Annotated in this window: 14 protein-coding genes and 1 pseudogene; 5 read left to right on the top strand and 10 right to left on the bottom strand. The window is 73.8% G+C overall.

The features are described 5' to 3' along the window. From AB0O01_RS14010 to AB0O01_RS14020, 3 genes are all read right to left on the bottom strand, one after another. Nucleotides 1-807 (bottom strand): biotin/lipoyl-containing protein (locus AB0O01_RS14010; protein ID WP_365313161.1); only part of this gene is annotated, 807 nt, incomplete at its 3' end. A gap of 58 nt (nucleotides 808-865) precedes the next feature. Beyond that, nucleotides 866-2,254, bottom strand: a complete 1,389-nt coding sequence (gene lpdA / locus AB0O01_RS14015) for a dihydrolipoyl dehydrogenase (RefSeq protein WP_365313162.1) — start codon at nucleotides 2,252-2,254, stop codon at nucleotides 866-868. Between the two features lie 298 nt (nucleotides 2,255-2,552). Then, nucleotides 2,553-4,118 (bottom strand): leucyl aminopeptidase, encoded by a 1,566-nt coding sequence (locus AB0O01_RS14020; RefSeq protein ID WP_365313163.1) that lies wholly within the window; start codon nucleotides 4,116-4,118, stop codon nucleotides 2,553-2,555. A gap of 520 nt (nucleotides 4,119-4,638) precedes the next feature. On the opposite strand from AB0O01_RS14020, the pseudogene AB0O01_RS14025 reads away from it, so the two are divergent. Then, a pseudogene (locus AB0O01_RS14025) lies at nucleotides 4,639-5,525 on the top strand (hypothetical protein); the annotation flags it as partial. A 243-nt stretch (nucleotides 5,526-5,768) separates the two neighbouring features. Here AB0O01_RS14025 and AB0O01_RS14030 read toward each other — a convergent pair. After that, nucleotides 5,769-6,554 carry an adenosylcobinamide-GDP ribazoletransferase gene (locus AB0O01_RS14030; RefSeq protein ID WP_365313165.1) on the bottom strand — a complete coding sequence of 262 codons (786 nt, stop codon included), beginning with the start codon at nucleotides 6,552-6,554 and terminating at the stop codon, nucleotides 5,769-5,771. Between the two features lie 93 nt (nucleotides 6,555-6,647). On the opposite strand from AB0O01_RS14030, the gene AB0O01_RS14035 reads away from it, so the two are divergent. After that, nucleotides 6,648-7,412, top strand: a complete 765-nt coding sequence (locus AB0O01_RS14035) for a hypothetical protein (protein ID WP_365313166.1) — start codon at nucleotides 6,648-6,650, stop codon at nucleotides 7,410-7,412. On the opposite strand, the gene AB0O01_RS14040 is transcribed toward AB0O01_RS14035, so the two are convergent. Both AB0O01_RS14040 and cobT read right to left on the bottom strand, forming a co-directional pair. Further along, on the bottom strand, nucleotides 7,352-8,056 hold the full coding sequence (locus AB0O01_RS14040; RefSeq protein WP_365313168.1) for a hypothetical protein: 705 nt from the start codon (nucleotides 8,054-8,056) through the stop codon (nucleotides 7,352-7,354). The genes AB0O01_RS14035 and AB0O01_RS14040 overlap by 61 nt on opposite strands. Before the next feature lie 57 nt (nucleotides 8,057-8,113). After that, nucleotides 8,114-9,283 (bottom strand): nicotinate-nucleotide--dimethylbenzimidazole phosphoribosyltransferase, encoded by a 1,170-nt coding sequence (gene cobT / locus AB0O01_RS14045; RefSeq protein WP_365313170.1) that lies wholly within the window; start codon nucleotides 9,281-9,283, stop codon nucleotides 8,114-8,116. A gap of 201 nt (nucleotides 9,284-9,484) precedes the next feature. Between cobT and AB0O01_RS14050 the strand changes: the two genes are divergently transcribed. Beyond that, nucleotides 9,485-10,546 carry a class I SAM-dependent methyltransferase gene (locus AB0O01_RS14050; protein WP_365313172.1) on the top strand — a complete coding sequence of 354 codons (1,062 nt, stop codon included), beginning with the start codon at nucleotides 9,485-9,487 and terminating at the stop codon, nucleotides 10,544-10,546. 883 nt (nucleotides 10,547-11,429) lie between these two features. On the opposite strand, the gene AB0O01_RS14055 is transcribed toward AB0O01_RS14050, so the two are convergent. After that, on the bottom strand, nucleotides 11,430-12,641 hold the full coding sequence (locus AB0O01_RS14055; RefSeq protein ID WP_365313173.1) for a bifunctional adenosylcobinamide kinase/adenosylcobinamide-phosphate guanylyltransferase: 1,212 nt from the start codon (nucleotides 12,639-12,641) through the stop codon (nucleotides 11,430-11,432). 195 nt (nucleotides 12,642-12,836) lie between these two features. On the opposite strand from AB0O01_RS14055, the gene AB0O01_RS14060 reads away from it, so the two are divergent. After that, the gene (locus AB0O01_RS14060; protein WP_365313175.1) at nucleotides 12,837-13,052 is read left to right on the top strand and encodes a hypothetical protein; all 216 of its coding nucleotides are present in this window, start codon (nucleotides 12,837-12,839) and stop codon (nucleotides 13,050-13,052) included. Between the two features lie 244 nt (nucleotides 13,053-13,296). Here AB0O01_RS14060 and AB0O01_RS14065 read toward each other — a convergent pair whose 3' ends face one another. From AB0O01_RS14065 to AB0O01_RS14075, 3 genes are all read right to left on the bottom strand, one after another. Further along, entirely contained in the window at nucleotides 13,297-14,424 is a 1,128-nt protein-coding gene (locus AB0O01_RS14065; protein ID WP_365313177.1) for a trypsin-like peptidase domain-containing protein, read from the bottom strand. 71 nt (nucleotides 14,425-14,495) lie between these two features. After that, complete coding sequence (locus tag AB0O01_RS14070; protein ID WP_365313735.1) at nucleotides 14,496-15,212, bottom strand: class I SAM-dependent methyltransferase; 717 nt, start codon at nucleotides 15,210-15,212, stop codon at nucleotides 14,496-14,498. A gap of 65 nt (nucleotides 15,213-15,277) precedes the next feature. Beyond that, nucleotides 15,278-15,907, bottom strand: coding sequence for a DUF3043 domain-containing protein (locus tag AB0O01_RS14075; RefSeq protein WP_365313178.1), 630 nt, complete (start codon nucleotides 15,905-15,907; stop codon nucleotides 15,278-15,280). A gap of 267 nt (nucleotides 15,908-16,174) precedes the next feature. Here AB0O01_RS14075 and AB0O01_RS14080 point away from each other — a divergent pair, with 267 nt between their 5' ends. Next, a complete protein-coding gene (locus AB0O01_RS14080; RefSeq protein ID WP_355736387.1) occupies nucleotides 16,175-16,972 on the top strand; it encodes a PspA/IM30 family protein in 798 nt (265 codons plus the stop codon). Nucleotides 16,973-16,989 lie beyond the last annotated feature (17 nt).

Here is a 16,989-nt window from a genome sequence, read left to right on the forward strand (position 1 = left end):
CGGAGCGACGGGCGCCGGGGCGACCGGGGCCGGGGCCACAGGGGCGGCCGGAGCGGCGGGCGCGGCGGGCTGGACCGGCGCCGGGGCGACCGGAGCCGGAGCCGGGGCCGCCGGGGCGGGGGCGGCGGCCGGGGCGGCCCCCGCCTCGCCGATGACCGCCAGCTTGGCGCCCACCTCGGCCGTCTCGTCCTCGCCGACCACGATCTCCAGCAGCGTGCCCGAGGCGGGCGCCGGGATCTCGGTGTCGACCTTGTCCGTCGAGACCTCCAGAAGGGGCTCGTCGGCGGTGACGGTGTCACCGATGGCCTTCAGCCAGCGGGTGACGGTGCCCTCGGTGACCGACTCGCCGAGCGCGGGCAGCACCACATCGGTGCCGGACGCGGCACCGGCGGGGGCGGCGGCCGGGGCGGCGGGGGCCTCGGGGGCGGGCGGGGCCACCGGGGCCGCCTGAGCCACCGGAGCGGCCGGGGCCACCGGAGCGGCCGGGGCCTCGGCGACCGGCGCCGGGGCCGGGGCGGCAGCGGGGGCGGGCTCGGCCGCCGGAGCGGGGGCCGCGGCCGGGGCGCCGGAGCCGTCGTCGATCAGGGCCAGCTCGGCGCCGACCTCGACCGTCTCGTCCTCGGCCACCTTGATGGAGGCGAGCACGCCGGAGACGGGCGAGGGGATCTCGGTGTCGACCTTGTCGGTGGACACCTCCAGCAGCGGCTCGTCGGCCTCGACGCGCTCGCCCTCGGCCTTCAGCCAGCGGGTGACAGTGCCCTCGGTGACGCTCTCGCCGAGCGCCGGAAGGGTTACGGAAACCGCCATGGTTTCGGTTGCTCCTAACGAATTGCGGAAGTCTGTGTCGTCGCGCCCGAGGGGCTGATCAGTCGTGCGCGTGCAGCGGCTTGCCCGCCAGGGCCAGGTGGGCCTCGCCGAGCGCCTCGTTCTGCGTCGGGTGGGCGTGGATGAGCTGGGCCACCTCGGCCGGCAGCGCCTCCCAGTTGTAGATGAGCTGGGCCTCGCCGACCTGCTCGCCCATACGGTCGCCGACCATGTGCACGCCGACCACCGCACCATCCTTGACCTGGACGAGCTTGATCTCGCCCGCGGTCTTCAGGATCTTGCTCTTGCCGTTGCCCGCCAGGTTGTACTTCAGCGCGACGACCTTGTCCGCGCCGTAGATCTCCTTGGCCTTGGCCTCGGTGATCCCGACGGAGGCTACCTCCGGGTGGCAGTACGTCACCCTCGGCACACCGTCGTAGTCGATCGGGACGACCTTCAGACCGGCGAGCCGCTCCGCGACCAGGATGCCCTCCGCGAAGCCGACGTGCGCGAGCTGGAGCGTGGGCACCAGGTCGCCGACGGCGGAGATGGTCGGGACGTTCGTCCGCATGTACTCGTCCGCGAGGACATAGCCGCGGTCCATGGCGACCCCGGCCTCCTCGTAGCCCAGGCCCTGCGAGACCGGGCCGCGGCCGACGGCGACGAGCAGCACCTCGGCCTCGAACTCCTTGCCGTCGGCCAGCGTCACCTTCACGCCGTCGGCGGTGTACTCGGCCTTCTGGAAGAAGGTGCCGAGGTTGAACTTGATGCCCCGCTTGCGGAACGCGCGCTCCAGCAGCTTCGAGGAGTTCTCGTCCTCGACCGGGACCAGGTGCTTCAGGCCCTCGATCACGGTCACATCGGTGCCGAAGGACTTCCAGGCGGAGGCGAACTCCACGCCGATGACCCCGCCGCCGAGCACGATCGCGGACTGCGGGACGCGGTCCAGGACCAGCGCGTGGTCCGAGGAGATGATCCGGTTGCCGTCGATCTCCAGACCCGGCAGCGACTTCGGCACCGAGCCGGTCGCCAGCAGGATGTGGCGGCCCTGGATCCGCTGGCCGTTCACATCGACGGAGGTGGGGGAGGACAGCCGGCCCGCACCCTCGATGTAGGTCACCTTGCGGGACGCGATGAGTCCCTGGAGGCCCTTGTAGAGGCCGGAGACCACGTCGTCCTTGTACTTGTGGACACCGGCTACGTCGATGCCCTCGAAGCTCGTCTTGACGCCGAACTGCTCGCTCTCGCGGGCCTGGTCGGCGATCTCGCCCGCGTGCAGCAGGGCCTTGGTGGGGATGCATCCCCGGTGCAGGCAGGTACCGCCGACCTTGTCCTTCTCGATCAGGGCGACGTCCAGGCCAAGCTGAGCCCCGCGCAGGGCCGCGGCGTACCCACCGCTGCCACCGCCGAGGATCACTAGGTCGAAAACGGTGCTGGCGTCGTTCGCCACGTCACGTCCTCCATGCATGTGCGCCACGCCGGTCTCCGCTGACCGGTCGGCGGCTGGTGTCCGGCCGCTCTTTGCCTTCGGCCCTGGGATGGGGCCCTGTCCTGCCGCCGCCCATCTTCGCACTTGTCACGCCCGGACGAGACGCGGGGCGATGGTGTGAGACACCACACCCCACGTCACGCCGAAGAGGGCCTTCAGGGGCGCTGGGGGTGCCCCCTCTGGGGGAGGAACTGCGCGACCGGTCGCACACCACCCGCACTCGCCGTATATCGGCACCAATCAAGCTATTAGGCGAAAATCAGCCCAAATCTCCAGAAGCCGTCAGCTCGGCCAGCCGTACCAGCGTCCGCACCGACGACCCCGTCCCGCCCTTCGGCGTGTACCCGAAGGGTCCACCCTCGTTGAACGCGGGCCCGGCGATGTCGAGGTGCGCCCAGGTGATCCCCTCGCCCACGAACTCCCGCAGGAAGAGCCCGGCCACCAGCCCCCCGCCCATCCGCTCGCCCATGTTCGCGATGTCGGCGGTGGGGGAGTCCATCCCCTTGCGCAGATGCTCCGGCAGCGGCATCGGCCAGGACTCCTCGCCGACCGCCTCGGCCGCGTCCACCACCGCGGAGCGGAACGCGTCGTCGTTGGCCATGACCCCGAAGGTCCGGTTGCCCAGCGCCAGCACCATCGCGCCGGTCAGGGTCGCCACGTCCACGATCGCGTCCGGCTTCTCCTGCGAGGCCGCCCACAGCGCGTCGGCGAGCACCAGCCGGCCCTCGGCGTCGGTGTTGAGCACCTCCACCGTCTTGCCGCTGTACATCCGCAGCACATCGCCCGGCCGCGTCGCCGAACCGGAGGGCATGTTCTCGGCCAGCGCCAGCCAGCCGGTGACATTGACCTTCAGACCGAGGCGCGCGGCGGCGACGACCGCCGCGAACACGGCCGCGGCCCCGCTCATGTCGCACTTCATCGTCTCGTTGTGACCGGCCGGCTTCAGCGAGATACCGCCGGAGTCGTAGGTGATGCCCTTGCCGACGAAGGCGAGGTGCTTGGCCGCCTTGGGGTGGGTGTACGACAGCTTCACCAGCCGCGGGGCCGCCGCCGACCCGGCGCCGACGCCGAGGATGCCGCCGTAGCCGCCCTTGGTGAGGGCCTTCTCGTCGAGCACCTGGACCTTGATGCCGTGCTCCTTGCCCGCGGCGGAGGCCACGGCCGCGAACGCCTCGGGGTCGAGGTCGTTCGGCGGGGTGTTGATCAGGTCGCGGGCGCGGTTCAGCTCCTCGGCGACGGCCGCGGCCCGCTCGACGGCGGCCTTGTACGCCTTGTCGCGGGGCTTGCCGCCGAGCAGCGCCACCTCGGCCAGCGGGCCCTTGCCGTTCTTGCCGCTCTTGGCGTTCTTGCCGTTCGGCTTGGTGTCGGCGTCCTTGGCGTCCTTGGCGTTCGTCTTGTACGCGTCGAAGGCGTACGCCCCGAGCAGGGCGCCCTCCGCGACCGCGCCGGCGTCGGCGGCACCGGACAGCGGCAGCGCGAACCCGGCCTTCCTGCTGCCGGACAGGGCTCTGGCGGCGGCACCGGCGGCGCGGCGCAGGGCCTCCCCGCTGTATCCGGCGTCCTTGGCGGGCTCGGCGCCCAGACCGACGGCCAGCACCAGCGGCGCCTTGAAACCGGCGGGCGCGGGCAGCTTGGTCACCTCGCCCTCGGCACCCGAGGCGCCGAGGGTCTCCAGGACTCCGGCGAGCCGGCCGTCGTACGCCTGGTCGACGGCCTCGGCGCCGGCCGCGACGACGGGGCCCTTCGCGCCCTTGGCGACGCCGATGACGATCGCGTCGCCCCGCAGGGCGGATGCCCCGGAGGTGCTGAGAGTGAGAGCAGTCACGGTGGTGAAATCTCGCTTCCGGTGTGAAGTTTCGGCGGCCGAACGGTGTGGGCCGGCCGGGCCCGGTGGCAGCCGACGCGGGCTGCGGCCGAAACCGGCTTGAGGGTGCGGTCTCGACCGGTGTCCGCACCAGCTCGGCACATATGCGGGACGAGCCTACGCGCGTCGCTGCGTTCGCTCATTACTGCGGGTGTTCACCCGGCGGTGGCGCCGTGGCCATTTCGCGATCCCATGGGCCGGTGATCCGGGTCACACTCGTGCCGTTCGGTCGGGTACAGCGCCCGTCGGTTTGCATGATTTTCACTGGTCCTCCATGTTCGGGGCATCCGGAGGATCTTGTTCGGGGGATGCCGGACCGGGGGACGGTGGATACGGACCCCGCCCGGGACGTGGGCACGGGGGCCCCGTATGGGGAATGCGTACGGGGGAATCTGGGGGAGGGGCAGACCTACGGCGCGCAGCGCGCACAGGTGGAGAAAGACGGCCGTCGTCCTGGCGGTCGCCGCACTGACCACGCTGGGGGTGGCCGCGCGCCAAGTTCCAGGACGTGGTGGCCCCCAACGAGGCGCCCTTCGGCGCGGGTTCCGCCGAGCGGAGCGCTGGAGAACTACGAGCGGACGTACGGCATCCCGCAGGTCGACGCCTACACCTGGGCGCACCCGGGCGTGGGCCTGGACTACACGAACCAGGGCGGCTTCGCGGGCACCCCGGACGGCGTCGAGGCGAGCGTCACCACCGCCGGGGAGACGGGCCCGTTCGGCTATCTCGACGGCCCCCGCCTTCGAGGACAACTCGCTCGCCCCAGGGCGTCCACCTCGGCCAGGACCGCAACTACTTCGCCGTGCACGTGGACGACGTCTTCGCGCCCGACGGCCGCCGGGACACCGAACGCAACCGCACCCCGGGCGACTTCGACTGCGTCGGCGGCGACGGCGCGGGCACCCAGGAGATCCGGACGACGGCCGCGGACGCCGTCTACGCCGCCCAGTGGCAGCAGCCCCAGGACTTCACCCTGGACCTGGTCTTCAACGCGGGCTCCGGCGAGGAGTGGAAGGCGGAGAACGGCGGCACCGACGCCCTCACCGGCCGGCTCCTCGCCGACAAGGACGAGTACCGCTGGATCAACCACACCTACACCCACCCCTTCCTCGGCTGCGTCCAGAACACCTCGACGGTGCCGTGGACCTGCGCGACGGACGCCAACGGCGCCACCCAGTACGTGAGCCGCGCCGCCATCGCGCCGAGATCCGGGACAACCACACCTGGGCCGTGACCAAGGGCCTGCCCGTCACCCGCAGCGAACTGGTCACCGGCGAGCACTCGGGCCTGCGCACCACCCCGCAGCAGCCCGCCGACAACCTCAAGCTGGCGGGCGCCCTCGCCGACACCGGCATCACCTGGCTCGCACCGGCTGCGCCACCCTCGCCCTCACTCCCGGCACCCCGCCCCACCCCTGCTACGCCCGGATCGCCGACGTCCTGGTCACCTTCGAGGGCCCCTGGGAGACCTACGGCGTCCCCCACGGCGTCGACCTCGCCGCCACCGCCCGGCAGGGCGGCGCCGCCCTGCACTGCGGCGTCCCCGGCACCGGCACCCACCCCCGGGGCACCCTCCCGCACGCCCTGCGCCCCCGCCGCCCCTGACAGTGGCTCAGCCCAGCACCGCCACCACCAGCACCACCGTCCCCGCCGTCTCGGCGACCGCCCCGAACACATCCCCCGTCACCCCGCCGAACCGGCGCACACAGTGCCGCAGCAGCAGTTCGGCGGCGACCAGCGCCACCAGCACCGCCAGGACCGTACGCAGCAGGACCCCCGGACCCAGCAGCGCCCCGCCCGCCCCCGCCGCCACCAGCACCCCCGCCGCCACGGCCAGCGCCCGGGACAGCGGCACTGCCCCGGCCACCGCCGCCCCCAGCCCCTCCGGGCGGGCCGGGGGAACCCCGGTACGGGCCGCCAGGGTCAGCGCCAGCCGGGAGACCGCCCCGGCGACGACGGCCGCCAGCGCGCCGCGCGCCCAGGAGCCGTCGTAGAGGGCGGCGAGGGCGGCCACCTGGGCGAGCACGACGAAGACCAGGGTGAGCACCCCGAACGGGCCGATGTCCGACTGCTTCATGATCCGCAGCGCGTCCTCGGCGGGCCGTCCGCTGCCGAGCCCGTCGGCGGTGTCCGCCAGCCCGTCCAGATGCAGCCCCCGGGTCAGCACGGCCGGGACGGCGGCGGAGCCGACGGCCGCGAGTAGCGGCCCCGCGCCCAGCACCAGCGCCAGCACCCCCACCCCGGCGGCGCAGCCGCCCACCACCAGCCCGGCCAGCGGGGCGCAGAGCATGCCCGCGCGGGCCGCGTCCCGGTCCCAGCGGGTCACCCGGACCGGCAGCACGGTGAGCGTGCCGAAGGCGAAGCGGAGGCCGGGGGCGCCGGTGGGGTTCTCGGGCATCCGGGCAGCGTACGCGAGCGGCCGGACGCCACGCGGAGCCGATCCCGGCGGATATCTCCCGCTATCGCACGGATACAGGTACAGAATTGACGTATGGGGATGTGGTGGGAGCGGAACATCGTCGAGCCGGGCAAGCTCCCGCTGCTGCTCGCGCTGACCGCGTTCGTCCTGACCTTTCTGATCACCCGGCTGATCACCCGGCTCATCCGGGCCGGGCGGGGACCGTTCGGCAACATCAGGGCGGGCGGGCTGCACATCCACCATGTGGTGCCCGGCGTCGTCCTCACCATCGTCGGCGGGTTCTGCGCGGTGGCGGGCGGACAGCGCGGCTTCGGGTCGGCGCTGGCGGCGGTGGTGTTCGGGGTGGGCGCCGGGCTGGTCCTGGACGAGTTCGCGCTGATCCTGCACCTGGACGACGTGTACTGGAGCGAGGAGGGCCGCAAGAGCGTCGAGGCGGTGGTGCTGACCGCCTCCCTGGTCGGCCTGCTGCTCCTCGGCTACTCGCCCTTCGGGGTCGACGGCCTCGACCAGCAGGATCTCCAGAGCCGGGGCACGGTCATCGCCACCATCGCGGTGAACTTCCTCTTCTCCCTGATCTGCCTCGCCAAGGGCAAGGCCCGGCTCGCGGTCTTCGGGGTGGTGATCCCCTTCCTCGCCTGGTTCGGCGCCGTCCGGCTGGCCCGGCCCACCTCGCTCTGGGCGCGACGCCTGTACGGCCGGCGGCCCCGCGCCCGCGCCAGGGCCCGGCTGCGCGCCTACCACCACGACCGGCGCTGGCTCGGCCCCAGCCGCCGGATTCAGGACTGGATCGGCGGCACCCCGGACCCCGAACTCACCCGCGCCCCGGCCCGCCGCTGACGCAGCGCCGCCCCCGCGCACAGCAGCAGCGTCACCGCGAGCGCCGCCAGATGCTCCCGCCCGGCCAGGTTGTCCACCACCAGCACCTCACCGACCAGCACCACGACCACCAGCGCCAGGGTGCCGAACGCCCGGTAGCGCCAGGCCGTGAACACCGCGAGCCCGACCACCGCCGCCGACGGCCCGGTGTCCACCACCCCCGCGTCCGACGCGGGCAGCCCGAGCGGACCACCGACGGCGATCCCGATCCGCGCGTACAGCGTCCCCGCGAGGGTCGCCAGATACGCGACGGCGAGCGTCACCGGCCGCCCGAGAGAGATCTCCGCGATCCCGAACACGACCAGGATCTGCGCCAGCGCCCCCCACACCGGCAGATCCAGCGCCGGGACGAACAGCGACAGCGGGGTGCGCAGCAGCGCCGTCCACAGCGGCTCCGCCGCCCGCACGACCCCCACGTCCTCCACGAACCCGTACCCCCACGACTGCCCGTGGAGCAGATACAGGACGACGGTCAGGGCGACGGCGCCGAGCGTCATCGCCACCGCCCGCGGGCCGCCCCGCCGCAGCCCGTCCCGCACGGTGACATACAGCGCGCCCCACTCGGCACGGGCCCAGCGGGCGAGGACCGCGGTGATCGTCTTCATCTCGGGAGCATTGTGCCGAGCGGGAGGGGCGGGGGAGGGGGCAGCGCGCCCGTACGGCTAGACCGATTCGCCCGCGGATGCGCCCGCAGCTTTGCCCGCCGGTTCATCGGCCGGTCCGCCCGCCGGTTCATCGGCCGGGCTCTCGTCCTTGCCGTCCTTCTCGTCCTTCTCGGCCGCCCGCTCCGGCTGCTCCGGGAGTTCCGCCGCCAAGGCCGCCGCGCCCCGGACCAGGGGCAGGGCCAGCAGCGCCCCGGTGCCCTCGCCCACCGACACCCGCTGGGTCAGCAGCGGCTCCAGCGCCATCCGGTCCAGCGCCTTCGCCTGCCCCGGCTCCCCGCTGTCCTGCCCGGCCAGCCACCAGTCCGGCGCCCGGAACGCGATCCGCTGGCCCACCAGCGCGCACGCGGCCGAGACCACCCCGTCCAGGATCACCGGCGTCTTGCGCACCGCGCACTGGAGCAGGAACCCGGTCATCGCCGCGAAGTCCGCCCCGCCGACCGTCCCGAGCAGCCGCAACTGCTCCCCGAGCACCGGGCGGGCCCGCCGCAGCGAGTCCCGGACCGCCGCGCACTTGCGCATCCAGGCCAGATCGTCGATCGCCAGCCCGCCCCGCCCGGTCACCACCGAGGCGTCGGTCCCGCACAGTGCCGCGATCAGCACCCCGGCCACCGTGGTCCCGCCGACGCTGACATCGCCCAGCACCACCAGATCCGTCCCGGAGTCGGCCTCCTCGTCGGCCACCGCCATCCCGGCCCGGAAGGCGGCCTCCGCCTCCTCGGGGGTCAGCGCGTCCTCGATGTCGATCCGCCCGCTGCCCCGCCGCACCCGGTGCCGCACGACCTCGTCCGGCAGCGACCCGGCGTCGCAGTCCAGCGCCATGTCCACGACCCGCAGCGGTACCTGCGAGCGCCGGGCGAGCACCGACACCGGACGGCCGCCCTCCAGCACCTGCCGCACCAGTTCCCCGGCACCGCCCGCGGGCCGCGCCGAGACCCCCAGCTCGGCGATCCCGTGATCACCGGCGAACAGCACCACCTTGGGCCGGTCCACCGGCCGCACCGGCACCACGCCCTGGGCCGCGGCCAGCCATTCGCCCAGTTCGTCCAGGCGCCCCAGGGAACCGGGCGGCACGACCCGGCGCTCCCGGTGGGCCTCGGCGTCGCGGCGGACCCCGCCGTCGGGGCGCTCGATCAGATCGGTGAAGTCATCGAGATTCAGCGCGCTCATTCGCCGAACAGTACCGGCCCCGCCGGGCGGGACCTCAGCCGCGACCGCCCCCACCGGCGCCACCCCGCGGGCACGACGTCATTGCACCCAAGATCGCAATCCCATACGTTCCGTTTTACAACGAAATATCCCGCGCCCGCACGTTTCTTTCCCCACCCCTCCCCACCCCTCCCCGCCCTTCCGTGCTTCCGGGAGCCGCCGATGTCCCGCTCGTCCCCCTCATCGCCCCCCACTTCCACCCCGGCCCCCGCAGCCACCGCCCGCCGCCGTGCCGCCTACGCCGCCGAACTCGCCCTGGGCACCGACCGGTTCCACGAACCGCGCCGCGCCGACTGCCCCTGGTGCGGCGCGGCCGACCTGCGGGTCCGGCTCACCACACCCGACCTGGTCCAGGGCAAGCCGGGACGGTTCACGCTCGACGAGTGCCGGGCCTGCGGCCACACCTTCCAGAACCCCCGCCTCACCCCCGAGGGCCTGTCCTTCTACCACTGGGACGCGCCCGAGCCCGTCCGCACCCGCCGCCGTCTGCGGGCCACCGCCCGCGCGGTACCGGCCGCCCTCGAACCGGAGAGCTGGCTCGATGTCGGCACGGGCTCCGGCGACTTCCCGGACACCGCGCGCGCGTACTTCCCCTACACCGCGTTCGACGGCCTGGACCCGACCCCGAGGGTGGTCCGCGCCCGGGAGGCCGGACGGATCGAGGAGGCCCACATCGGCCGGCTGACCGCCCCGGCGACCGCCGCCCAACTACGCGCCCGCTACGACGTCGTCAGCCTGCTGCACCACCTGGAGCGCACCCCCGACCCCCGCGCGGAACTGGCCGCCGCGCTGACCGTGCTGCGCCCCGGCGGACATGTCCTGCTGGAGGCGACCGACCCGCACAGCGGGTATGCCGCGCTGCTGGGGCGCTGGTGGTTGCCGCACACCCAGCCGGGCCATCTCCATCTGCTCCCGGCGTCCAACGTCTGCGCGGAACTGGAGGCGGCGGGGTGCGTGATCGTCGCCGTCGACAAGCGGGGCGCGCACACGCCGTACGACCTGGGCGTCGCGGCGGAACTGATGCTGGCGCGGGCCCTGCCGGACGGGGACGCGCCCTGGCGGGCGGCTCCGCCGACGCGGGGGCGGCTGCGGATGCGGGCCGCGCTGGCGCGGGGGGTGGGGCCGGTGTGTGCGGGGGCGCGGGGGCTGGACCTGGTGTTGGCGCCGGGGTTGCGGCGGACGGGGTTTTCGAACACGTACCGGGTGCTGGCGCGGCGGGGGTAGGGGGCGTTGGGGTCCTGGGGCCGACTCCGGGTGCGGGCGGGCGGGGGCTGGTCGCGCAGTTCCTCCCCCAGAGGGGGTACCCCCAGCGGCCCTAGAAGCCTCGCGGCCCCCGCCCCCAGAAACGCCTCCCGGCGCCATCACCGGCCACCCCATCGCGGCCCCCGCCGCCGGAAGGGCCTGCGGCTCCGGCCGGATTGCCCTTTGCGGCGTCCGTCGCCGGGAAGGCTCGCAGTCCCTCGGCCGGACGGCTCTTAGCGGCGCCCGCCGCCGCTGGAAGTGCCTCACGGGACCGTCACCGGACCGGCTCTTGCGGCCTTCGCCGCTGGAATTGCCTGTGGCTCCGGCCGGATTGCCCTTTGCGGCGTCCGTCGCCGGGAAGGCCCGGAGCCCCTCGGCCGGACGGCTCTTAGCGGCGCCCGCCGCCGGAAGGGCCTGCGGCTCCCGCCCGGACAGCCCTTCGCGGTCTTCGTCGCTGGGAAGGGCCCGCGGGCCCTGGCCGCATTGCCCTTGCGGCCCCCGCCACTGGAAACGCCTCACGGCACCATCACCGGACAGGCTCTCGCGGCCTCCGTCGCCGGAAGCGCCTCGCAGCCTCTCGGCCGCACAGCCCTGCGCGGTCTGCGCCGCTGGCAGGAGCCGCCGCCCCGGCCGGATTGCCCTGTGCGGCGCGGCTCGCCGCTGGGAAAAGCCTTGCAGCCCCCCGGCCCATCGCAGCCCCCCCGGCCGGACGGCCCATCGTGGCCCCCGCCGCTGGAGGAGCCGCCGCCCCCGCCGGTCAGGCGCTCTCCGCCCCCGCAGCCCCCGTAAGGCCGCGGCCCTGCCGCACCCCCGACCACCCCCGCACTCCCGACCACCCCCGCACTCCCGACCACCCCCGCACCCCCTACCACCCCCGCAACACCACCACCTGCCCCGCCACCACCAGCAACACCTGTTCGCACTCTCCCGCCAGTGCGGCGTTCAGGCGGCCCAGTTCGTCGCGGTAGCGGCGTCCGGACGCCGTCGCGGGGACGATGCCCGAGCCGACCTCGTTCGAGACCAGCACCACCACCCGCCGGGCCGCCCGCACCCCCGCCACCAGTTCCCCCACCCGCTCGCGCAGCGCCTTCTCCCCGCCGTCCGCCCACACCGCGTCGTCCCACGCCCCGACGGAGTCCATCGCGTCCGTCAGCCACAGCGACAGACAGTCCACGAGCAGCGGCGGCCCCTCCTCCGCCAGCAGCGGCGCGACCTCGCAGGTCTCCACCGTCCGCCAGGAGCCCGGTCGCCGCTCCCGGTGCAGCGCCACCCGCGCCGCCCACTCGCCGTCCCCGCCCCGCGTCCCCCCGGTCGCCACGTACAGCACGTCCGGGAAGGACTCCAGCCGCCGTTCCGCCTCCACCGACTTGCCGGACCGCGCCCCGCCCAGCACCAGCGTGCGCCGTGGCACATCGGGGACGTCCTCGTATGCGCCGACGGCCAGCGTCGTCCCGTCCGGCACCGCCCGCGCCCCGGCCGCGGCCAGCCGCCGGGTCAGTTCGGCGCCGGTCGGCACGTCATGGTCCAGATGGACGGCGAGGACATCCGTCGTGGGACCGATCCCGCCGACCGCGCGCAGCTTCGCCAGCGCGTCCGGCCGCCCGGTCACATCCGCCAGCACCATGTCGTACGGCTCCGTACCCCCCGGGCCCTCCTCCAGACCCGCCGGAGCCGCGCCCGGCGGCAGGTACAGCAGCCGGTGCCCGTCCGGGCCGGTCACCGCGTACCCCGTGCCCGGCGCGTCCATCGCCACCGCGCGCACCCGGTGCCCGGTCAGCAGCGCGAGTTCCCGGCCGTCGGGCACCCGGCCCGGCTGCGGCAGCCCGGCGGGCACCTCCACCGGCGGCCCGTCGTGCGGATGCGACAACAGCACCTGCCGTACGCCGCCCAGCGACCGCCCCGCGCGGGCCGCCGCGAACGCCGCGCCCGGCGTCAGATCCAGCAGCAGGGTGCCGTCCACCAGCAGCGCGGTGGCCGCGCGGGCGGCCGGGCCCAGCGCGGTGGCGCAGGTCGCGCAGGGGCAGTCGGGGCGGGGCAGGCCCGCGGGGGCGCCGGTGCCGAGCAGAGTCACTTCCACACATTCGATTTTCTCCGCCGGGCGCCCGGCGCGCCCGCGCAGGGGTCACGCACGGGCGCGGTCCGTCCGGATCCACTCCCTGTGCACGATCACCTGCGGTCCGCGACCGCGCACCCCGGCCGAGCGCTTAGGCTCGGGGCGGGACCGGACCAAGATCCGGCCCGGCTCTGCACGCGCTGACATCAGGAGGCCCGAATGGCGGCATGGACGTGGCGGTTCGAGAAGGCCGACGGGACGGAGGTCCAGCCCGCGGTGGTGCCGGAGGAGTTCACCACGCAGGGGGACGCGGAGTCCTGGATCGGCGAGTACTGGAAGGAACTGCTCGCGGGCGGCACCGACCAGGTACGCCTCTTCGAGGACCTCACGGAGATCTACGGCCCGATGAGCCTGAAGGCCGCCGCCGAAGCCTGACCCGCCCCACGCCCCCTGCCACACCGGGGCGGGGGGCACTCAACGGCCCCCCAGGGGCGCGGGGAACCGCGCACAACAGGGACACGCACAGCCCGAATCACACCCCGCCAAACTCAACGCCCTGCCTCTGAAGGGGCGCTGGGGGTACCCCCTCTGGGGGAGGAACTGCGCGCCCAACCCCCACCCACCCGCACCCGAACCCGCCCGGTAGAACAACCACCCCGTCGATTTCAGGTCGGTCACCTCACTGCTCGCCCAGCGTGACATCCACCGTCTTCTCCGCCCCGCCCCGCGTATACGTCACCGACGTCCGGTCCCCCGGCCGATCCTCCGCGAGCGCCTCCGACAGCGAGGTGATCGTCGTGATGTCGACATCCCCGAGCCGCGTGATGATGTCCCCCGCCTTCAGCCCGGCCCCCGCGGCAGCGCCCCCGCTCTCCACGGACACCACCGCCACCCCCGCCGCCTGGAGATCGCTGTCCACGACCGTCCGCCCGACGATCCCGAGCGCCGCCCGGCCCGAGTCGGTCACCCGGCCGTTCTTGATGATCTGGTCGGCGATGGTCTTCACCGTGTTCGCCGGTATCGCGAACCCGATCCCCGGCGCCGCGCTGTTCCCCAGGTCGGGATCCGTCGCGGCGAGCGTGGGAATGCCGATGACCTCGCTGTCGAGGTCGACCAGCGCGCCCCCGCTGTTGCCGGGGTTGATCGCCGCCGAGGTCTGGATCATGTCGGCGATGGTCGCCCCCGTACCCCCGCCGGACTGGCCCTCGCTCACCGTCCGCCCGGTCGCCGAGACAATCCCCTGGGTCACGCTGGACGACAGCCCCAGCGGCGAGCCCATCGCCAGCACGATGTCCCCGACCTGCACCTTCGAGGAGTCCGCGAACCGCGCCGGGGCCAGCCCGTCCGGCACCGAGTCCAGCTTCACCACCGCGAGATCCTGCTCCGGATAGGAGAACACCAGCTCCGCCGTGAGCGGCTGCTCGCTGCTCGCGGTGGTCACCTGGAAGGACCGCTCGTCGCCGACGACATGCGCGTTGGTGACGATGTGGCCCTGGTCGTCGTAGACCACACCGGAGCCCAGATCGCTGGTGGCCTGGATCTGCACCACCGACGGCAGGACATCCTTGATGACCTTGAGATAGTCGCTCTGGAGATCGCCGGAGGCGCGCGGCACCGACGCCTGCGCGGTGTCCGAACCGCTCTCCTCCCCCCTGGCCGAAGACCCCGGCCCCGGCCCGGAGGAGCATCCGGCGGCCAGCGCGAGACAGCAGGAGACGGCGACGACCGGCCCGGCCAGCCTGGGTATCCGGAACAGCCGTACCCGCGCGGTACGGCGGAGCGGGGTGCGCAATCGGGAAGCGTCCATGCCCCGAGTCTCGAGGCGCCGCCCCGCGAGGGCCCGTCGTACTCACCCGAACGGGCATGCCCCACCCGGTGTCAGCCGGCCGCCGCACCGCCCCGTACCCCGCACAGATGGAGCAGCGCCGCCACACCCCGGTAGGGATCCGTACGGCCCGCCCGCTCCTCGGCGGCGAGCAGCGCCGCCAGGTCGTCCGGGGGCGCGGCGTCGGGCGGCACGGTGTCGGTGAAGACCCGCACCCCGAACCAGGCGTGCAGCGGGGCCCCGATCCCGGCGAGGGTGCCGGTGAGCGCCGACAGCCGGTCGGCGCGGACGTCCAGGCCGAGCCCGTCGCGGTACACGGTGGTGTCGAACGCGGCCAGGGCCCCCGCCCAGTCGCCGGACAGCCCCGGCCGCAGCGCCAGCGCGTCACCGTTGCGCACCAGCAGCGACAGCAGACCCCCCGGAGCCATCACCCGGGCCAGCCCCGCCAGCAGCGGATCCGGCTCCGCCACATGCATCAGCACCCCGTGGCAGAGCACCACGTCGAAACTGCCCGGCAGGAAGTGGACGCCGGTGTCCCGGCCGTCGCCCCGCACGATCCGCATCCGCTCCCGGATGCCCTCCGGCTCGGCGGCCAGTGCCTCGCGCGCCGCCGCGATCAGCGTGGCGTCCTGCTCGACCCCGGTCACCTCGTGCCCGGCCCGCGCCAGGCGCAGCGCCTGCGTGCCCCGGCCCATCCCCACATCGAGCACCCGCAGCCGCCGGCCGATCGGGAACCGCCCGGCTATCTGCTCCTCCAACTGCCGGGCCACCAGCTCCTGCCGCACGATCTCGCGCAGGCCGCCGGGCCGCGCGGCCCCGGGGGACGACGCAGCGCTCAGGGCCGCTCTCCGCGCTTGACCTGCGGCTTGGGCAGCCGGAGCCGGCGCATCTGGAGCGAGCGCATCAGGGCGTAGGCGACCGCGCCCCGCCGGTTGTCGTCCGGGAACTTCTCGGCGAGCCGCTTCTTCAGCCGGAAACCGGTGGCGAAGGAGTCCAGCACGATCAGCACGATCACCACGAGCCACAGCAGCAGCGCGATGGTCTGGAGCTGGGTCACCCGGACCATGCTCAGCACCAGGATCACCACGGCCATCGGCAGGAAGTACTCCGCCACGTTGAACCGCGCGTCGATGAAGTCCCGGGCGAAGCGCCGCACCGGGCCCTTGTCCCGGACCGGGAGATAGCGCTCGTCACCGCCCGCCAGCGCCTTGCGCTGCTTCTCCAGGGCGGCCCGCCGCTCCTCGCGCCCGCGCTTGGCGGCGTCCTTGCGCGTCATCGGCGTATTGGCCACGCTGCGGCGCTGGGACTGGGCCTCACTGCGCTTGGGCGTGGGCCTGCCCTTCGGGGCCTGCGGGTCACGGGTCTCGGGGGAGCCGGTCACCTGCGCCTGCGCGGCGGCGGTGGCCTTCTCGTCTTTGGCACGGCTTCGGAACACAAAACCCAAGGGTACGGGGTGCACAGGCATGGACCCCAGCCCCGGGGGGAACGATCCCGCAACACCAGTCGTCTGTAGGGGGACAGAGGGGGACGATTGCGTACCCGTCCGGACGGCCCGGGAAAGGGTCCCCGGAGGGACCACCTACTCCTCACGCCGGATCGGATCCGCGGGTATTCGTCCTTGGGGATGAGCGCATCCGACCCCGAACAGTGCGTCAATGGATGTGGGGCCCGTACTGTGGGTCCTGTCGCAGAGCTGGAGCCGGAGTCCGTCAGAAGGGGGCGCGCGAAGCCCATGAGCGGTGTCATGAAGCGTATGGGGATGATCTTCCGCGCGAAGGCGAACAAGGCCCTTGACCGGGCCGAGGACCCGCGCGAAACCCTCGATTACTCGTACCAGAAGCAGCTTGAGCTGCTCCAGAAGGTCCGCCGCGGGGTCGCGGACGTGGCCACCTCGCGCAAGCGGCTGGAGTTGCAGCTCAACCAGCTCCAGAACCAGTCCGGCAAGCTGGAGGACCAGGGCCGCAAGGCGCTGGCGCTCGGCCGTGAGGACCTCGCCCGTGAGGCGCTGTCCCGCCGGGCCGCCCTCCAGCAGCAGGTCACCGACCTGGAGACCCAGCACGCCACCCTCCAGGGCGAGGAGGAGAAGCTCACTCTGGCGGCCCAGCGCCTCCAGGCCAAGGTGGACGCCTTCCGCACCAAGAAGGAGACCATCAAGGCCACCTACACCGCCGCCCAGGCCCAGACCCGGATCGGCGAGGCGTTCACCGGCATCTCCGAGGAGATGGGCGACGTCGGCCTGGCCATTCAGCGCGCCGAGGACAAGACCGCCCAGCTCCAGGCGCGGGCCGGCGCGATCGACGAGCTGCTCGCCTCCGGCGCCCTGGACGACCCGACCGGCATGGCCAAGGACGACATCCAGGCCGAGCTGGACCGGCTCTCCGGTGGTACGGATGTAGAGCTGGAACTCCAGCGGATGAAGGCCGAGCTGGCGGGCGGCTCCTCGTCGTCCCAGCAGGCCATCGAGGGCGGCAACGGCCAGTCGCAGTCCCAGCAGCAGCCGCAGGACACCCCGAGGTTCGACAAGCAGTAACCCCGGGCCCACGCCGA

The sequence above is a fragment of the Streptomyces sp. NPDC093252 genome, assembly GCF_040683675.1.
In the GTDB taxonomy this organism is placed as follows: Bacteria; Actinomycetota; Actinomycetes; order Streptomycetales; family Streptomycetaceae; genus Streptomyces.